The sequence below is a fragment of the Streptomyces sp. NPDC052040 genome (genome assembly GCF_044548405.1).
Taxonomy (GTDB): domain Bacteria; phylum Actinomycetota; class Actinomycetes; order Streptomycetales; family Streptomycetaceae; genus Streptomyces.
The window spans coordinates 108,019-121,331 of sequence record NZ_JBIUBV010000008.1; the positions used below are offsets into that span (position 1 = coordinate 108,019).

15 protein-coding genes are annotated in these 13,313 nt (G+C 73.3%); 6 read left to right on the plus strand and 9 right to left on the minus strand.

Translation table 11 applies throughout. The features are described 5' to 3' along the window. The first annotated feature begins 72 nt into the window (after positions 1–72). From ACIHAA_RS18220 to ACIHAA_RS18230, 3 genes are all read left to right on the plus strand, one after another. Positions 73–435, plus strand: a complete 363-nt coding sequence (locus tag ACIHAA_RS18220) for a PRC-barrel domain containing protein (protein ID WP_399818223.1) — start codon at positions 73–75, stop codon at positions 433–435. 352 nt (positions 436–787) lie between these two features. Next, the gene (locus ACIHAA_RS18225; RefSeq protein ID WP_399818225.1) at positions 788–1,186 is read left to right on the plus strand and encodes an ATP-binding protein; all 399 of its coding nucleotides are present in this window, start codon (positions 788–790) and stop codon (positions 1,184–1,186) included. 119 nt (positions 1,187–1,305) lie between these two features. Next, positions 1,306–1,560 (plus strand): hypothetical protein, encoded by a 255-nt coding sequence (locus tag ACIHAA_RS18230; protein WP_399818226.1) that lies wholly within the window; start codon positions 1,306–1,308, stop codon positions 1,558–1,560. A 28-nt stretch (positions 1,561–1,588) separates the two neighbouring features. On the opposite strand, the gene ACIHAA_RS18235 is transcribed toward ACIHAA_RS18230, so the two are convergent. Next, positions 1,589–2,020 carry an ATP-binding protein gene (locus ACIHAA_RS18235; protein ID WP_399818229.1) on the minus strand — a complete coding sequence of 144 codons (432 nt, stop codon included), beginning with the start codon at positions 2,018–2,020 and terminating at the stop codon, positions 1,589–1,591. A gap of 371 nt (positions 2,021–2,391) precedes the next feature. Between ACIHAA_RS18235 and ACIHAA_RS18240 the strand changes: the two genes are divergently transcribed. Then, positions 2,392–2,820: a MarR family winged helix-turn-helix transcriptional regulator gene (locus ACIHAA_RS18240; RefSeq protein ID WP_399818231.1), complete on the plus strand. Its 429-nt coding sequence runs from the start codon at positions 2,392–2,394 to the stop codon at positions 2,818–2,820. Positions 2,821–2,847: 27 nt separating this feature from the next. Here the strand turns inward: ACIHAA_RS18240 and ACIHAA_RS18245 are convergent, their stop codons facing one another. The 6 genes from ACIHAA_RS18245 to ACIHAA_RS18270 form a co-directional block, all read right to left on the minus strand. Beyond that, a complete protein-coding gene (locus tag ACIHAA_RS18245) occupies positions 2,848–4,611 on the minus strand; it encodes a PP2C family protein-serine/threonine phosphatase (RefSeq protein WP_399818233.1) in 1,764 nt (587 codons plus the stop codon). Next, on the minus strand, positions 4,608–5,675 hold the full coding sequence (locus tag ACIHAA_RS18250; RefSeq protein ID WP_399818235.1) for a SpoIIE family protein phosphatase: 1,068 nt from the start codon (positions 5,673–5,675) through the stop codon (positions 4,608–4,610). Before ACIHAA_RS18250 ends, ACIHAA_RS18245 begins: the two co-directional genes overlap by 4 nt. Further along, positions 5,672–6,067, minus strand: a complete 396-nt coding sequence (locus tag ACIHAA_RS18255; protein ID WP_399818562.1) for an anti-sigma regulatory factor — start codon at positions 6,065–6,067, stop codon at positions 5,672–5,674. The genes ACIHAA_RS18250 and ACIHAA_RS18255 overlap by 4 nt, the downstream gene beginning before the upstream one ends. Positions 6,068–6,114: 47 nt before the next feature. Continuing rightward, entirely contained in the window at positions 6,115–6,534 is a 420-nt protein-coding gene (locus ACIHAA_RS18260; protein WP_399818236.1) for an STAS domain-containing protein, read from the minus strand. Continuing rightward, positions 6,531–7,430 carry an STAS domain-containing protein gene (locus ACIHAA_RS18265; RefSeq protein WP_399818238.1) on the minus strand — a complete coding sequence of 300 codons (900 nt, stop codon included), beginning with the start codon at positions 7,428–7,430 and terminating at the stop codon, positions 6,531–6,533. The genes ACIHAA_RS18260 and ACIHAA_RS18265 overlap by 4 nt, the downstream gene beginning before the upstream one ends. A 274-nt stretch (positions 7,431–7,704) precedes the next feature. Then, positions 7,705–8,871 carry a PP2C family protein-serine/threonine phosphatase gene (locus tag ACIHAA_RS18270; protein WP_399818239.1) on the minus strand — a complete coding sequence of 389 codons (1,167 nt, stop codon included), beginning with the start codon at positions 8,869–8,871 and terminating at the stop codon, positions 7,705–7,707. Between the two features lie 142 nt (positions 8,872–9,013). Between ACIHAA_RS18270 and ACIHAA_RS18275 the strand changes: the two genes are divergently transcribed. Further along, a complete protein-coding gene (locus ACIHAA_RS18275) occupies positions 9,014–9,490 on the plus strand; it encodes a MarR family winged helix-turn-helix transcriptional regulator (RefSeq protein WP_399818242.1) in 477 nt (158 codons plus the stop codon). Between the two features lie 278 nt (positions 9,491–9,768). On the opposite strand, the gene ACIHAA_RS18280 is transcribed toward ACIHAA_RS18275, so the two are convergent. Beyond that, positions 9,769–10,146 (minus strand): anti-sigma factor antagonist, encoded by a 378-nt coding sequence (locus ACIHAA_RS18280; protein ID WP_399818244.1) that lies wholly within the window; start codon positions 10,144–10,146, stop codon positions 9,769–9,771. A gap of 298 nt (positions 10,147–10,444) precedes the next feature. Beyond that, positions 10,445–11,722, minus strand: coding sequence for a hypothetical protein (locus tag ACIHAA_RS18285; RefSeq protein ID WP_399818245.1), 1,278 nt, complete (start codon positions 11,720–11,722; stop codon positions 10,445–10,447). Positions 11,723–11,947: 225 nt separating this feature from the next. Between ACIHAA_RS18285 and ACIHAA_RS18290 the strand changes: the two genes are divergently transcribed. Then, complete coding sequence (locus tag ACIHAA_RS18290; protein ID WP_399818247.1) at positions 11,948–13,297, plus strand: transaminase; 1,350 nt, start codon at positions 11,948–11,950, stop codon at positions 13,295–13,297. Positions 13,298–13,313: the final 16 nt, after the last annotated feature.

A 13,313-nucleotide genomic window follows, 5' to 3' on the forward strand; every position in this document is an offset into this window, starting at 1 on the left:
GCCGCGACACCTCGATTGGCGCCCCCGGACGCGGGTATCCGCTGCTCCACAGCCACCGAGGGAGGGAGCGTCGTGATCAACGACAGACCGTGGACATACGAAGCGGCGGCCGGACACCTGGACGGGGAGGATCTGACCGGCTTCTCCGTGGAGGCGACGGACGGTGTGGTGGGACATGTCGACCGGCAGGCCGACAGCCCGGGCATCCGCCACCTCGTGGTGGACACCGGGGTGTGGATCTTCGGCAAGAGCATCCTCATCCCGGCGGGCGCGGTCACCGGGATCGACACCGCGGAACGGCGGATCACGCTCGCCTGCTCCAAGGACGAGGTGAAGGCCGCGCCGCTCTTCCACACCGACCGGGAGACACTGGAGCCGGAGTACCTGGCCCGGGTCGACGCCTACTACCGCAGCCTGCCGCCGAGGGCGGAGTGACACGCGCCCGGACCCCGGGGCGTCACGCACGCCCCGGGGACGACCGGGCACCCGGCGCAGGACCGCAGCCATGGCCGCCCCGAGGCCGGGTAGAGGAACGGGTGATGAACGTACGAGAAGGCGACACGTCACCCACGCCCCCCTGCCCGAGCGCACGATGAGTCCGGCCGGGCCGGACGCGCGGGACGGCGGAAACCCCGCCCGCGGACACGACGCGGCCCCGTCGTCCAAGACGGATTCCAGGACGGATTCCAGGACGGACGGGATACCGGTCCACGCGGGCGGGGAACCGGCCGCGGCCGACACACACCCCGTCCCCGCGCCCTGGCCCGCGCCGCAGGAGCCGCCGTCGGTGACCACCGCCGCCGCGGCCCGGGCCCATGTGCTGGCGGTCGTCCGCGGCCACTGGGCCGCACCGGTCCCGGAACCGGCGGAGCAGGCACTCACCGATCTGCTGCTGGTCACCTCGGAACTGGTGTCCAACGCGATCCGCCACGGGGGCGGTCTCGTGGCCTTCGAGGCGGCACCGTCGAAGGACGGCATCCGGCTCACGGTGCACGACCGCAGCCCCGACATCCCCACCGTGGCCTTCGGCTCCGGAGCACTGCCGGTCGCCCATGACGGCGGCGGCTACGGCTGGCCACTGATCATCAAGCTCGCCCATGAGATCGTCATCGAACGCTGTGCGGGCGGCGGCAAGTTCGTGAGCGTACTCGTGCCCCTGGCGGCCGGGCCCGAAGCCGGCGGATGAGGACGGCGGCGGCCCCCGTCCGGCACCGCTTCGCCCGGAGCCCCGGTTTGCGGGCGCCGTCGTGTTTTCACGGGCGAAGTACGGCAACGCGGAACGGGACACCCGTGGAGGGAGCCCCCATGATCGCCGTGTCCCTGCTCATACCCGCGTCCCTGCTCGGTCTGGTGCTGGCCCTCGGACGGTACGAGGAGCGCATGCTGGGCCCCGCGGACGCCGGGAAACCACCCGCCGCGTCCGACACCCGCCGGCTGCGCGTCCTGCCGGACCCGCCCCCGGGCGCCGCGCCCCCCGCCGCGGCGGAAGCGCCGACGCGCCCGGAGACCTCCCCCCGCACGCACGGCGGCAGGTCCAGGGCGCCGAGCCATGCCGCGTGACGGGCGGGGGATGTCCCGCGTACGCGAACTACCAGGGGAGAAAGACGTGCACGTCCTTGCCCTCCGGCTCGATGACGACGCTCACCTGGCTGCACAGCGTGTGCACCAGATGCCAGCCAATGCCGCCCGGGCGCCCGGGCCGGAAGGGCCGCGGACTCGGTGGCGTGGTGCTGCCGTCGTGCAGGATCACATGGACACCGTCGTACGTGGGGCGCATCCGCAGCGCGAAGGGGCCCGGAGCGTACTGAACGGCGTTCGCGGCCAGTTCGTCCACCACCAGCAGGACGTCGTTCCAGTGCTCCGGACTCGTCGGTGGCGACGCCCGTGCCAGCCTGCGCAGAAACCCCTCCGCGGCCAGCCGTGCGTCGGTCACGTCGTGCAGTTCGCCCTTGAAGTCGGCGACGAGGTTCTCGACCGCCTCGAACGGCCAGGCCTTGTCCCAACGAGGCTCGGTTGCCATGCCGTCCTTCCCCCGGCCGTTGCGTCGGCCGGTTGTCGTGGTTCATCGTGCTGTCGCCCGGCCCCCTCTATCACGGTTGCCGGAACGCCGAAGGCTACGCATCCGGGATTGCAGAAGGGACGCACCGGGCGCGGCGCCGCGGGTGGTGCGGGACACCGTGCAGCGATCTTGTGAAGATGGCGGGACCCGAGGGCGTACCCGCCGGGGCGCCGGGTACGGGCGCGCCGATCGGGCCGACCGTGTCGGCTGAACCGGAAGATGAACCGTTCGTGGGCACCTGGGGTGAAGCGGACGGTGCGACAGGCAGGGCAGGCGCGGTGGGAGATGACCGTGAGGTGACGGAGGCAGAGGAGACAAGGGGCCGTCCACTGATGCTGGCCCGGCAGGTCGCAGATGCGGTGGACAGCCTGGTGGCACTGTGGACCGGGGCGGTGGAGGCGGTCACCCCCCGGCTCTCCAGCCATCAGCTCAAGGCACTGACCGCCGTACGGCAGCGCTCGGAACTCAACCTCACGGCGCTCGCGGAGATCCTGGGCATCGCCCTGCCCGCGGCCAGCAGGCTCTGCGACCGGCTGGAGGCCGCCGGACTGCTGGAGCGAGTGAGCCACCCCCGCAACCGGCGCGAACTCCAGCTCCGGGTCACCGCGCACGGGCGGAAGGCGCTCACGGAGATCGCCGACCGCCGCTCCGCGAGCCTGGCCGAGGTGCTGGCCGCGATGAGCCCCGCCCAGCGGGCCGCGCTGGAGCAGGGACTGCACGCCTTCCGCGCGGCCCGGGCGGACCGGCCGGAGGAGGCGTAGACGGCCGCTCCCGGGGCGGCGGCGCGCTCACCCCCGCGTGGACGGCGCCCCGGCCGCCGCCGGGTCCTGCTGTTCGCCGCCGAGGTGGCACAGCAGCAGGCACACGTCGTCGTCGCCCTCGGAGTCCCGCAGCATCGGCTCCAGGATCCGGTCCGCGGCACCCTCCAGATCACCGGCCAGATCCGGCTGGGGGAGTGCGGACAGGGCCTCGGTGAGCCGCTCGATCCCCGGGTCGATGCCCAGCGCCCGCCGCTCCACCAGGCCGTCCGTGTACAGGGCCAGGGTCGATCCGGGCGGCAGCGCGACGGTGTGGTCCCCGATGGCCTGCCGCAGCGGAATGCCCAGCATCGCCCCCGGCTTGTCGTCGAGGACCTGGACCCGGCCGTCGGGCAGGCGCAGCATCGGCGGCGGATGACCGGCGGCAGCCCAGGTCAGCTCCGGTACGCCGGGCTGGAACCGGGCGATCACGGCCGTCGCGTACAGGTCGGGCTGGAGATGGTGCAGAAACAGATGCAGCCGGGTGAGCAGCTGGCCCGGGGTTCCCCCGTCCACGGCGTAGGCGCGCAGCGCGGTGCGCAGCTGACTCATCATCACCGCCGCGTGCAGACCGTGGCCGGTGACATCGCCGATGATCGCGATCAGGCTGCCGTCGGGCTGGCGGAAGGCGTCGTACCAGTCCCCGCCGATGTTGAGGCCGTGGGTCGCCGGCAGATACCGGGCGGCCAGCCCCAGCCCCGGTCTGGTCGGCAGATCGGTCAGCAGGGCCCGCTGGAGGGTCTGCGCGATGTCCCGGTTGTGCTCGAAACGCTGGGCGTTGTCGATCGCGATTCCGGCCCGGCGGGCCAGCTCGATCAGCATCACGGCGTCGTCCGGGTCCCACCGGTCGCCCGGCGGCATGAGGATCAGCACGCCCAGGGGCGTCCGCCGGGCCGACAGGGGAAGGCACAGCAGGGGCCGGGCCGGGTGGAGCGCGGAGGGCGGGCGGTCCTCCACACCGGGCAGCCCGCCCGGGTGGTCCGCCGCGTACTGCGGGCGTCCGGTGCGCGCGGCGACGACGGCGGCGGCGGGACGGGGGCCGTGTCCCTGGCCCTCCTCGTCGCCGACCAGCCATACGTGGACGCTGCTCGCGTAGGTGGGCACCAGCAGCTCGGGAAGCAGCCGCACGATCGCCCCGTGGTTCAGGGACGCCGTGAGCGCGGCGCTGGCGTCGGCGAGGAAGGTGAGCCGCCTGCGCGCCTCCTCCGCCTCGGTGCGGGCGGCCCGCTCGGCGGCGAACAGGTCCTGCTGGGCCCGTCCCGCGGCGTCCAGCTCCGCGTGCAGGGCGAGGACGCCCTGATTGGTCTGGTGCAGCTCCTCGCGGTGGAAGGCGACCAGCGACTCCTGCTCGCTCAGGGCGTCGAGCACCCGTGCCGTGTCGTCGTCGGCACCGAACAGGCCCTCGGCGAGGGCCACCGGGCGGGTCCGGGCCGAGGCCGTCCCGGCGCTGTCCGCGTCCTGTGTGACGGGCACCGACGCCTGCCAGGCAGGCTCGGTGCCGGAGCCGTCGTCCGGGTCGGGCCGCAGCGTTATCCGCAGCCGCGGCCGGTCCTCGGACGGTGTCGGGGGAGTGGTCCGCAGGGTCAGCCGCCAGGCCCCGCCCTTGGTCAGGCACTCACGCAGCTGCGCGGTGAGGGAGGTGACCAGCCGGGTGCGGTCGAGGACGGGCACGCCGTGCTCGGCCGCGAACCGGGCGGTGGCGGTCCGGGCCAGGGCGGCGTCGACGACGGTGGTGATCTGCCAGGTGTGGGTCATGGTTCACGATTCGGCGGTGTGGGGGACAGCACGGCCACCGCGGTGTCGTCCCGGACGGGCCGGGCCGGGCTGCTGGAGTCGCGCGCGATCAGGGCTGCCGTCACCCCCGGGTCCAGGGCCGCGGCGGGCACCTCCGGGTTCAGCGACCAGCGGCTGGGCAGGCCGTCGCTGTGCAGCACGAGCAGGCAGTCGGAGGTCCAGGGCAGCTGCTGGCAGGGGATCTGCGCGGGGCGGTGGGCGCCGACTATGCCGGGATGCGACACCAGCGGCTGCCAGTCGTCGCCGCGGCGGAGCCGGGCGCCGATGTTGCCCACGCCGGAGAATTCCAGCTGCCCCGCGGCCAGGTCGAGCCGGGCGACGGCGACGGCGGCGCCCCGGGTGTCGTGCAGCGCGTCGTGCAGCACCCGCAGCAGCTCCGGCGCCGTCAGATGGGGGGACCGGCGCAGCTGCCGTACCGCGGCATCGGACGCCTCCGCCGCGCGCGGGCCGTGGCCGAGGCCGTCGGCGAGCAGCAGGGTGAGGCGCTCACCACACCGTACGGCGGCCCAGGCGTCGCCCGAATGGCCCTCGACGAGGGGGATGTTGACCCCTCCGGCCCGCACCGGCGCGGGCACCGCCCGGTCCTGCCCGGCGACCCGGCGGGCGGACGGCCGCAGCCGGGCCAGGGCGACGGTGCCCCGCCCGGGCGCGCTGTGCAGGTCGAAGTCGTCCGCCAGACGCCGGCAGGTGCCGAGCCCGGCTCCGAGGGAGGCCGTGGTCGAGAAGCCGTCGTGCAGCGCGGCCGACAGGTCCGGGATGCCGGGGCCGCGGTCGATCGCGACGATCTGGAGCGCGGCCCCCTCGTCGTCGCCCGTGGTGCCGTCCGGCGCGGCGGGCGCCTCCAGCAGTATCTGGCCGCCACCCGCGTGCTTGAGCAGATTGGTGGCGAGTTCCGTGGCGACGAGTGCCGCGGCGGCCTCCCGGTCCGCCTCGAACCCGGCGTGGGCGCAGGCCTCCTCCGCCGCCACCCGGACGTCCCGCACCCGGGTCGCGTCGTGCACCGGTACATCCCACACACGGGTCATCGTGCCTCCTCCCGGGGGCGTGGCGGTCCGGCCGTCCAGCAGACCACGGTGACGGAGGTTCCCCCGCCGGGCCGGGTGTCCACCGAGAACTCGTGGACCAGCCGCCGGGCCCCGCCGAGCCCGAGCCCGAGGCCGCCGCCCGAGGTGTAGCCGTCGGTGAGGGCCTGTTCGAGGTCGGCGATGCCCGGGCCCTCGTCGCTGAAGGTGAGCCGCAGGCCGCGGGCCCGGCCGTTGTCCAGGACGACGGACTCGACCTGTCCGCCCCCGCCGTGGACGAGTGTGTTGCGTGCGAGCTCGCTGGCCGCGGTGATCAGCTTGGTCTGCTCCACCAGACCGAAGCCGAGCTCGGCAGCTGCCCGCCGCACATGCTGTCGTACCCACGCCAGATCCATGTCCGAGCGGATGGGCAGGCATGCGGCGAGGCGGCCCGATGTCTCCGTCACGCTGGCTCCTGGCGTCCTGGGTCCGGGGACAGAGGGGTGGACGCCCGGGTCAGCATCCGCAGGGCCTCGTCGGTGTCGAGCGCGGTCCGCAGGCCCGGCAGGGTGAGGCCGAGTTCCACCAGGGTGATGGCGACCGCGGGCCGCATGCCCGCGACGACCGTCTCCGCGGCGAGCAGCCTGGCGCTCGCGGCGATCTCGGCGAACACCCGCCCGAGGAAGGAGTCGACGATCTCGACCGCGGAGACATCGATCACGACCCCGTGCACGGAGCTGCGGGTGATGGCCGTGGCGACGTCCTGCTGGAGCTGCTCGGCGGCCTTGTCGTGCAGCTCGCCCTGGAGGGCGACGAGCAGCACGTCACCGAGCTTGAGCACGGGGACATGTGCGCCGTCCGGGGAGCCGAGGTCGCCGATCACCGTGCGCCCCCTCCGGTGGCCGTGCGGTCGACGATCACGGCACCCAGCTGGTGGAGGGCGTAGGCGAGGGCGTCGGCCAGGCTGGCGCGGGTCACCACGGAACCCAGGTCGATCCCCAGGTGCACGATGGTCTGGGCGATCGCCGGACGGATGCCGGAGACGACGCACTCCGCGCCCATGAGGCGGGCCGCGGCGACCGTCTTCATCAGATGCTGGGCCACCAGGGAGTCGACGGTCGGCACCCCGGTGATGTCCAGGATCGCGAACCGGGCCTGCTGGGCGACGACGGCCTCCAGCAGGCTCTCCATCACGACCTGGCTGCGGGCGCTGTCCAGGGTGCCGATCAGCGGCACGGCGACGATGCCGTTCCACAGCTTGATCACCGGGGTGGCCACTTCCATCAGCTGGAGGCGCTGCCGCTCGATGATGTCCTCACCGGCGCTGAGGGCGGTCTCCATGACGACCAGGCGCAGCGTGCCGAGCAGGACCGTGAGGGCCACCTCGTGCGCACCGGTCGCCTTCCCGCCCGTCCCGGCGGGCTCGGCGGCCAGCAGTTCGGCGGCGGGCTGCCGCAGCGCCGCCACCTCTTCGGCGATACGGGAGGGGGCGGCTCCCGCCCGTGCCCGTGAGGCAGCCATCCGCGAGAGCTGTTCGCGCACCCCGGCGAAGCCCGGGGCCCGCACGTCCTCGATCCTCCCGGTCGCGGCCACCACGGCGAGCGCCTCCACGAGAGCACGGGCGGCTTCCACGGCCTCGTCGCGGGAGACCGTGAAGACGGTCCGGAACAGTGTCTCGTCGGCCCAGCGCTGGGCGATCTGCTCCCTGCGGCTTTGCAGGAAGTCCCCGACGACCCGCGCCGAGTCGTCCCGGTCCGCTGCCGACTCCTGGTCCGTCACGTCCCTGTCTCCTTCGTACGTCTGCTCCCCCGGCTGCCAGGGAGCCTCGTCGGAGAGCGTGGTTCATTGTCGCGCGACAACTGTAGTCATGGGAGATCGTGCCCGGCACCCGTGGCCTCCCCGATGATCGTCCACAGAGCGAGGGACCCTGCCAACTCCCTTGCGTGCCAGGGTCGTCGGGCGGGTCCACGGGCCGGAAATCCGGCGCGATCGGAGCGTCGCGGCGCTCTGTGCCTCCTCCGGCCGGTCACCCGGCGTGCCACACCGGACACTCCTAGGCGTCCTTCTGCCGCCCGAACCAGTCGAGGCACACCACGAGCGCGTCGTCCTCGGCGGTGGGGCCGCCGCGGTACCCCGACAGGCCCCTGAGGACGGCGCGGGGCACCTCGGAGGCCGGGAGCAGCCGGGTCGCCGCGATCTCCTTGGCCAGCGCCTTGTCGCCGTAGCTCTCGCCGCCCTGCCCGGCGACCCCGTAGACGCCGTCGCTGACGAAGACGAGCCGGTCGCCCGGTTCGACCTGGAACTCCTGGGCGACATAGTCGGTCTCCTCGAACATGCCCAGCGGCAGCTGGGCCTCGAAGTCGACCGCTTCCACGGTCCGGCCCCGCAGCCGCCACATCTGCGGGGATCCCGCGTCCACGACCTTCACCCGGCCGGTGGACAGCTCGAAGTCGAGCAGCAGCACCGACAGATAGCAGGCGCCCCGGTAATGGGCGTAGACGGCCTGGTCGGCGAGGGCCGCCTGGTCGGCGATCGGGATCCCGGCCCGCCGGGCGTTGCGCAGCGCGTTGATGCCGAGGTTGGTCAGCAGCGACGCCTGGATGCCCTCGCCCATGCCGTTGGTGATGTAGAGCAGCAGCCGGTCGGGCCCGGCGGACCAGTCGAAGTTGTCCCCGAAGATCGAGTAGGCGGGCTCCAGATGGGCCCCGAGCGCGTACTCCGGGCGGCCGCAGGACCGGCCGGGCAGCAGCTGCCACTGCATCTCGGCCGCGAGGGTCAGCCGGTCCCGGCGCCTGGCCCGCTGGTACACGTCCGTGTCCCGCTCGGCCACGATCAGCTCGTGCCCCAGCACATCGGCGATGTCGACGAGGTCGCCGAGGACCTCCGCGACCCGCCCGGGCGGCAGTTCGACGATCAGTACGCCGATCCGGTCGCCGCGCACGGTCACCGGCACATGGACCCGGTCCGGGCCCGCGGTCGCCTCCACGACGGGTTCCTGCGCACCGAAGGCCCGGCCGGCCGTGGTGCCGTGCATCGCCACGGGGTCGGCCGCGGGGGACTGCGCGCAGACGGGCTGGAGGACGGAGAGTCCGTAGTCGGCCAGCAGCAGTTCCACGGAGGGGGCCGCGTACTGGCGGAGCAGTACGTCCCTGAGCGCCTCCACCAACCGGTGGGGAGCCGCGTTCCGGAGCGCCCTTTCGGCTGCGACGAATCTGTTCACGATGTCGGATACGCCATTCTTCCACTAGTACGACTGCGGACCCTGCCCTGGAGGGGCCAGCGTCCGTGCCTGTAACTATCGTTGTGCGTGAGCTGTCGCCCGGCAGGCGGACAGGATTCGAGAAGCCTGGGAGAATGAATAGGTGACTTCCTCCAGCCCGCGTCCCGAGCCCAGCGAAGTGGCGCGTGTGACCTCAGAGGCGGCGGAGCTGCTGGAAGTTCTCTGGGGGCGCGCCTCGACGGCCCCCGTGTCGGCTTCCCAGCTGCGGGTGCTCTTCATACTCGAACACAACGAGGGCATCAATCTGCGCACGCTCGCCGACGCGCTGGGCTCGACCCCGCCGTCGACCAGCCGCCTGTGCGACCGGTTGCAGGCTGTCGGATACGTCGAGCGGGCGGCGAGTTCGACCAGTCGGCGCGAGCTGCGGCTGTACCTGAGCCCTCGCGGCAGGTCCTTCCTCGCCGAACTGCGCGAGCGGCGCGAACGCGCGCTGGAGTCCGTGCTCGCCCAGATGCCCGTGGCCACGCGGACGGCGCTGCTCCAGGGGCTGGAGGCGTTCTGCGCGGCCGCGGCGGCACAGCTCCACGAGGACGACGGGACCGACGCCCGCACGGCCTGAGCCGCGGGCGTGCAGGCGCGGTCCGCACGGGCACCAGGGGCACAGCGCGGTCGGTCGGCGCGCGCAGCCGGCTCCGCCCACCGCAACATCCCAGTTCCTTCCGTGCTGTTGATGACCCTCACTTTGTTGCCTGACGGCTACAGTTGTCAAACGGCAAGTGTTGGGGACGGCGAGGCCATCCCGCCCGGGCGTCCGGCCGGGGCCGGGCTCGTCGGTGTCCGAGGGGTCTGGGGCTGTGCCGAGCGGCCGGACGCATCCGCACCCGGCGCCGCCTCCCTCTAGGAGCGGCTCAGCGCGTCGCCGGTCCCGCCCAGCGCCTCGTCCGCGGTCGGGTAGGACGGGACGGTCAGGCTCACCCCCGTCAGGTCGAGGATGCGCTGAACCGCCGGGGCCGGGTCGATGACGCCGACCGTGCCGCCGATCTGCCGGGTCTCCTTGTAGGCCTTCAGCAGGATGTTGATGCCGGACGAGTCCATGAACGGCACCGACGACAGGTCGAGCAGCAGATGGCGGCGGCCGTGGTGTATCTGGTTGGCCAGGTGGTGATGCAACTCCGTGGCGGTGTCGACGTCCAGGAAGCCCTTGACGATGACCAGGGCGACGTCCTCCCGGGGCGTCGCCACTTCGATGGACAGGGGGGTCTGCTCAGCCGACACAATGTCCTCCCATACGTACGGCGTACGCATTTGCCTACCCCGGGGCGGACCGCGGATGCACCGCGGCGCCGCGCTCCGGGCGTGATCAACCTCTCGCCGACGGATCGGTGCTCCGGCGGCGAGTCCGGCACCGCTTACCCGCCGAGGACGGCTTCCACACCAGCGGATCGAGTGTCGGCCGCGTACGCACGCACCGGCGCGCGACGCGCCGGTGCGCGGGACCGCACGGGGAAGCCCCGGCGGGACGTTCCCACCGGGGCTACGGGGCTACGGGGCTACGGGGGCCTTGGCCGGGTCGCTAGTCCCGGTCCCGGTCGGCGGACGTGGAGCTGGAGGGGGAGGCGGAGGTGTCCCGGTCCGGGGCGGCAGGGGCGGAGGCGTCCCCGTTCGGCCCGGCGGGAGCGGTTGCGTCCTCGTCCCCGGCGGCGGCCTCCCGCTCGGCCGGGCCCGCGGTGCGGGAGTCCTCGGCGCCCGCCGGGCGGAGCAGCTTGGCACTGTCCCGGACGCGCTCCAGCGACTTCGTCAGGGTGCGCAGCGAGAACCCCTCCCGCTTGCGCTGCTCCTGCCGGGGTGCGGGCAGGGCGCCGTCGGTGTCCCGGTAGGCCGCCAGCGCCTCATGGGCCAGCTCGGCCGCCTCCCGGTACAGGTCGCGCGACTTCGTCATGGCGTCCAACGCCTCGGCGTACGAGGCGAGTTGGGTGCGCGCCGCGGCCAGTTCCTCTTCCATGGTGGTCAGGTGCCACTGCGCGCGCAGATCGCTCAGGGCCTGCCCGGCGCCCTCGGGCAGCGGCCGGGGTTCCCGGGCGTAGCGGCACACGGTCTCGATCAGCTCGACGGGTTCGGAACCGTCCAGGAACACGGTCCGCACCGCGAAGGAGTCGTCGCCGACCCCGGGGGCCGCCGGGGCGGACGGCAGCACCACGGCTCCGCCGCGGGGCACCCGCGCCCCCAGGTCGTAGAGCGCCCAGTTGGCCACCTGGAACTGCTCGGGAGCGGCCCGGTGCTCCACGATCCGGTGCCGCAGCGAGGGCGGCAGCAGCGGCGCCAGGGGGCGCAGCCCCCGCGCGTCGGGCGTCATCGCCTCGTGCACGACCACATGGACGGCCCAGGAGTGGCGCGCGCACTCCTTGAGCAGGCGCCGAAGCGCCCGGTCCTCCGAGGGCAGCGGGTTGAGTTCCCGGAAGCGCAGCTGGCCGACGGCGTCATGGTCCCAGGGCACCTCGGCGTCCTCGGGCCAGAAGACGGTGGCGGGGGAGGGCCAGTCGGGTTCCCAGCTCCGGTCCGCCTCCGCGACCAGCACCCAGTCCTGGAAGCCGTCCTTCTCGTCGGGCGCCCCGATGTTCAGACGGGCCCGCACGACGACGTCGTCGGCGACGAGCCAGCGGGCCTCGAAGGCGCGATGGGGCACCCCGTCGAGGGAGCCCTCGAATTCGGTGTGGTCCTGGATGACCGCGCTGCTCATCAGCTCCCGCAGCCGGTGCCGGACGGTGTCCTCGGCGTCCGGGCCGAGGTGGCGCCCGCGGGCCGGCCAGACCGTGTCGGGAGCCGTCGCGGGCGCGGTGGGGGACTTAGGCATGAGGGTCACTCTGTGAGAAATCGGGAGGGGGTCATGATCGCTGTTCCCACCGTATGCCCCCGAGGGCCGCGGTGCCGCACCGCATCTTCCCATCGTTTCTCCCGGGCCGCCTGGACGTACGAATCGGCTGCGGATTCCGTCGAATCACGCGTCATCTCTTGATTGGACACTTGTTCCGATCGTACGGTCCTGGCCATCACCTGCCGTCGGACCCGGAGGTACGCCATGGACCGCGCCCGTCTGCACCGGCTGCTCGCCCGTGAGAGCGCCGGGGCCGAGCGGCAGAACCCGCGTTCCCGGGCCGCGTACGAGGGCGCCGCCCATCTCTTCGGCCGGGTCCCGATGACCTGGATGAACAAGACCGCGGGCACCTTCCCCCGCTATCTCGCGACCGCGCGCGGCGCCCGGGTCACCGACATCGACGGCCACGACTACATCGACTTCTGCCTCGGCGACACCGGCGCGATGGCCGGCCACTCCCCGGACGCGGTCACCGCGGCCGTGCACCGGCGCTTCGCCGAACTGGGCGGCGCCACCGCGATGCTGCCCACCGAGGACGCCGAGTGGGTCGGAGCCGAACTCACCCGCCGCTTCGGGCTCACCCGCTGGAGCTTCGCGCTGACCGCGACCGACGCCAACCGGTGGGCGATCCGGCTCGCCCGGGCCGTTACCGGCCGCCCGAAGATCCTGGTCAACAGCTACAGCTACCACGGCAGCGTCGACGAGTCCCTGATCGTGGTGGGCCCCGACGGGCGCGGCACCGCGCGTCCCGGGAACGTCGGCGCGCCCTGCGACGTCACGCTGACCAGCCGGGTCGCCGAGTTCAACGACCTCGACGGGCTCGGGCGCGAACTCGCGCACGGCGACGTGGCCGCGGTCCTCATGGAACCCGCCCTCACCAACATCGGCATCGTGCTCCCCGAGCCCGGCTATCTCGCGGGCGTGCGGGAGCTGACCCGGCGGTCCGGCACCCTGCTGATCAACGACGAGACGCACACCTTCTCCGCGGGCCCCGGCGGCTGCACCGCCGCCTGGGGCCTCGCACCGGACCTGCTCACCATCGGCAAGGCGATCGGCGGCGGCATCCCGGCGGGCGCCTACGGCCTCTCCGCCGACCTGGCCGAACGGCTGCTGGACCGCGACGACCTGGACCTGGTCGACATGGGCGGCGTCGGCGGCACCCTCGCGGGCAACGCGCTCTCGGTGGCCGCGATGCGGGCAACCCTCGAACACGTCCTCACCGACGAGGCGTTCGCCCGGATGGACACGCTGTCCGCGCGGTTCGAGGACGGCGTACGGTCCTGTGTGGAGCGACGGGGACTGCCCTGGTCGGTCAGCAGGCTGGGGGCCCGTACCGAGTACCGCTTCGCGCACCCCGCCCCGCGCACCGGCACCGCCTCGGCGGCCGCCGCCGACCCCGAGCTGGAGGACTACCTCCATCTCCATCTCGCCAACCGGGGCGTCCTGCTCACCCCCTTCCACAACATGGCGCTGATGTGCCCGGCGACGAGCGAGCAGGACGTCGACACCCACACCGCGCTGTTCGACGCCGCACTTGCCGAGCTGCTCGACTGACCGGCGTCGGTAGGCT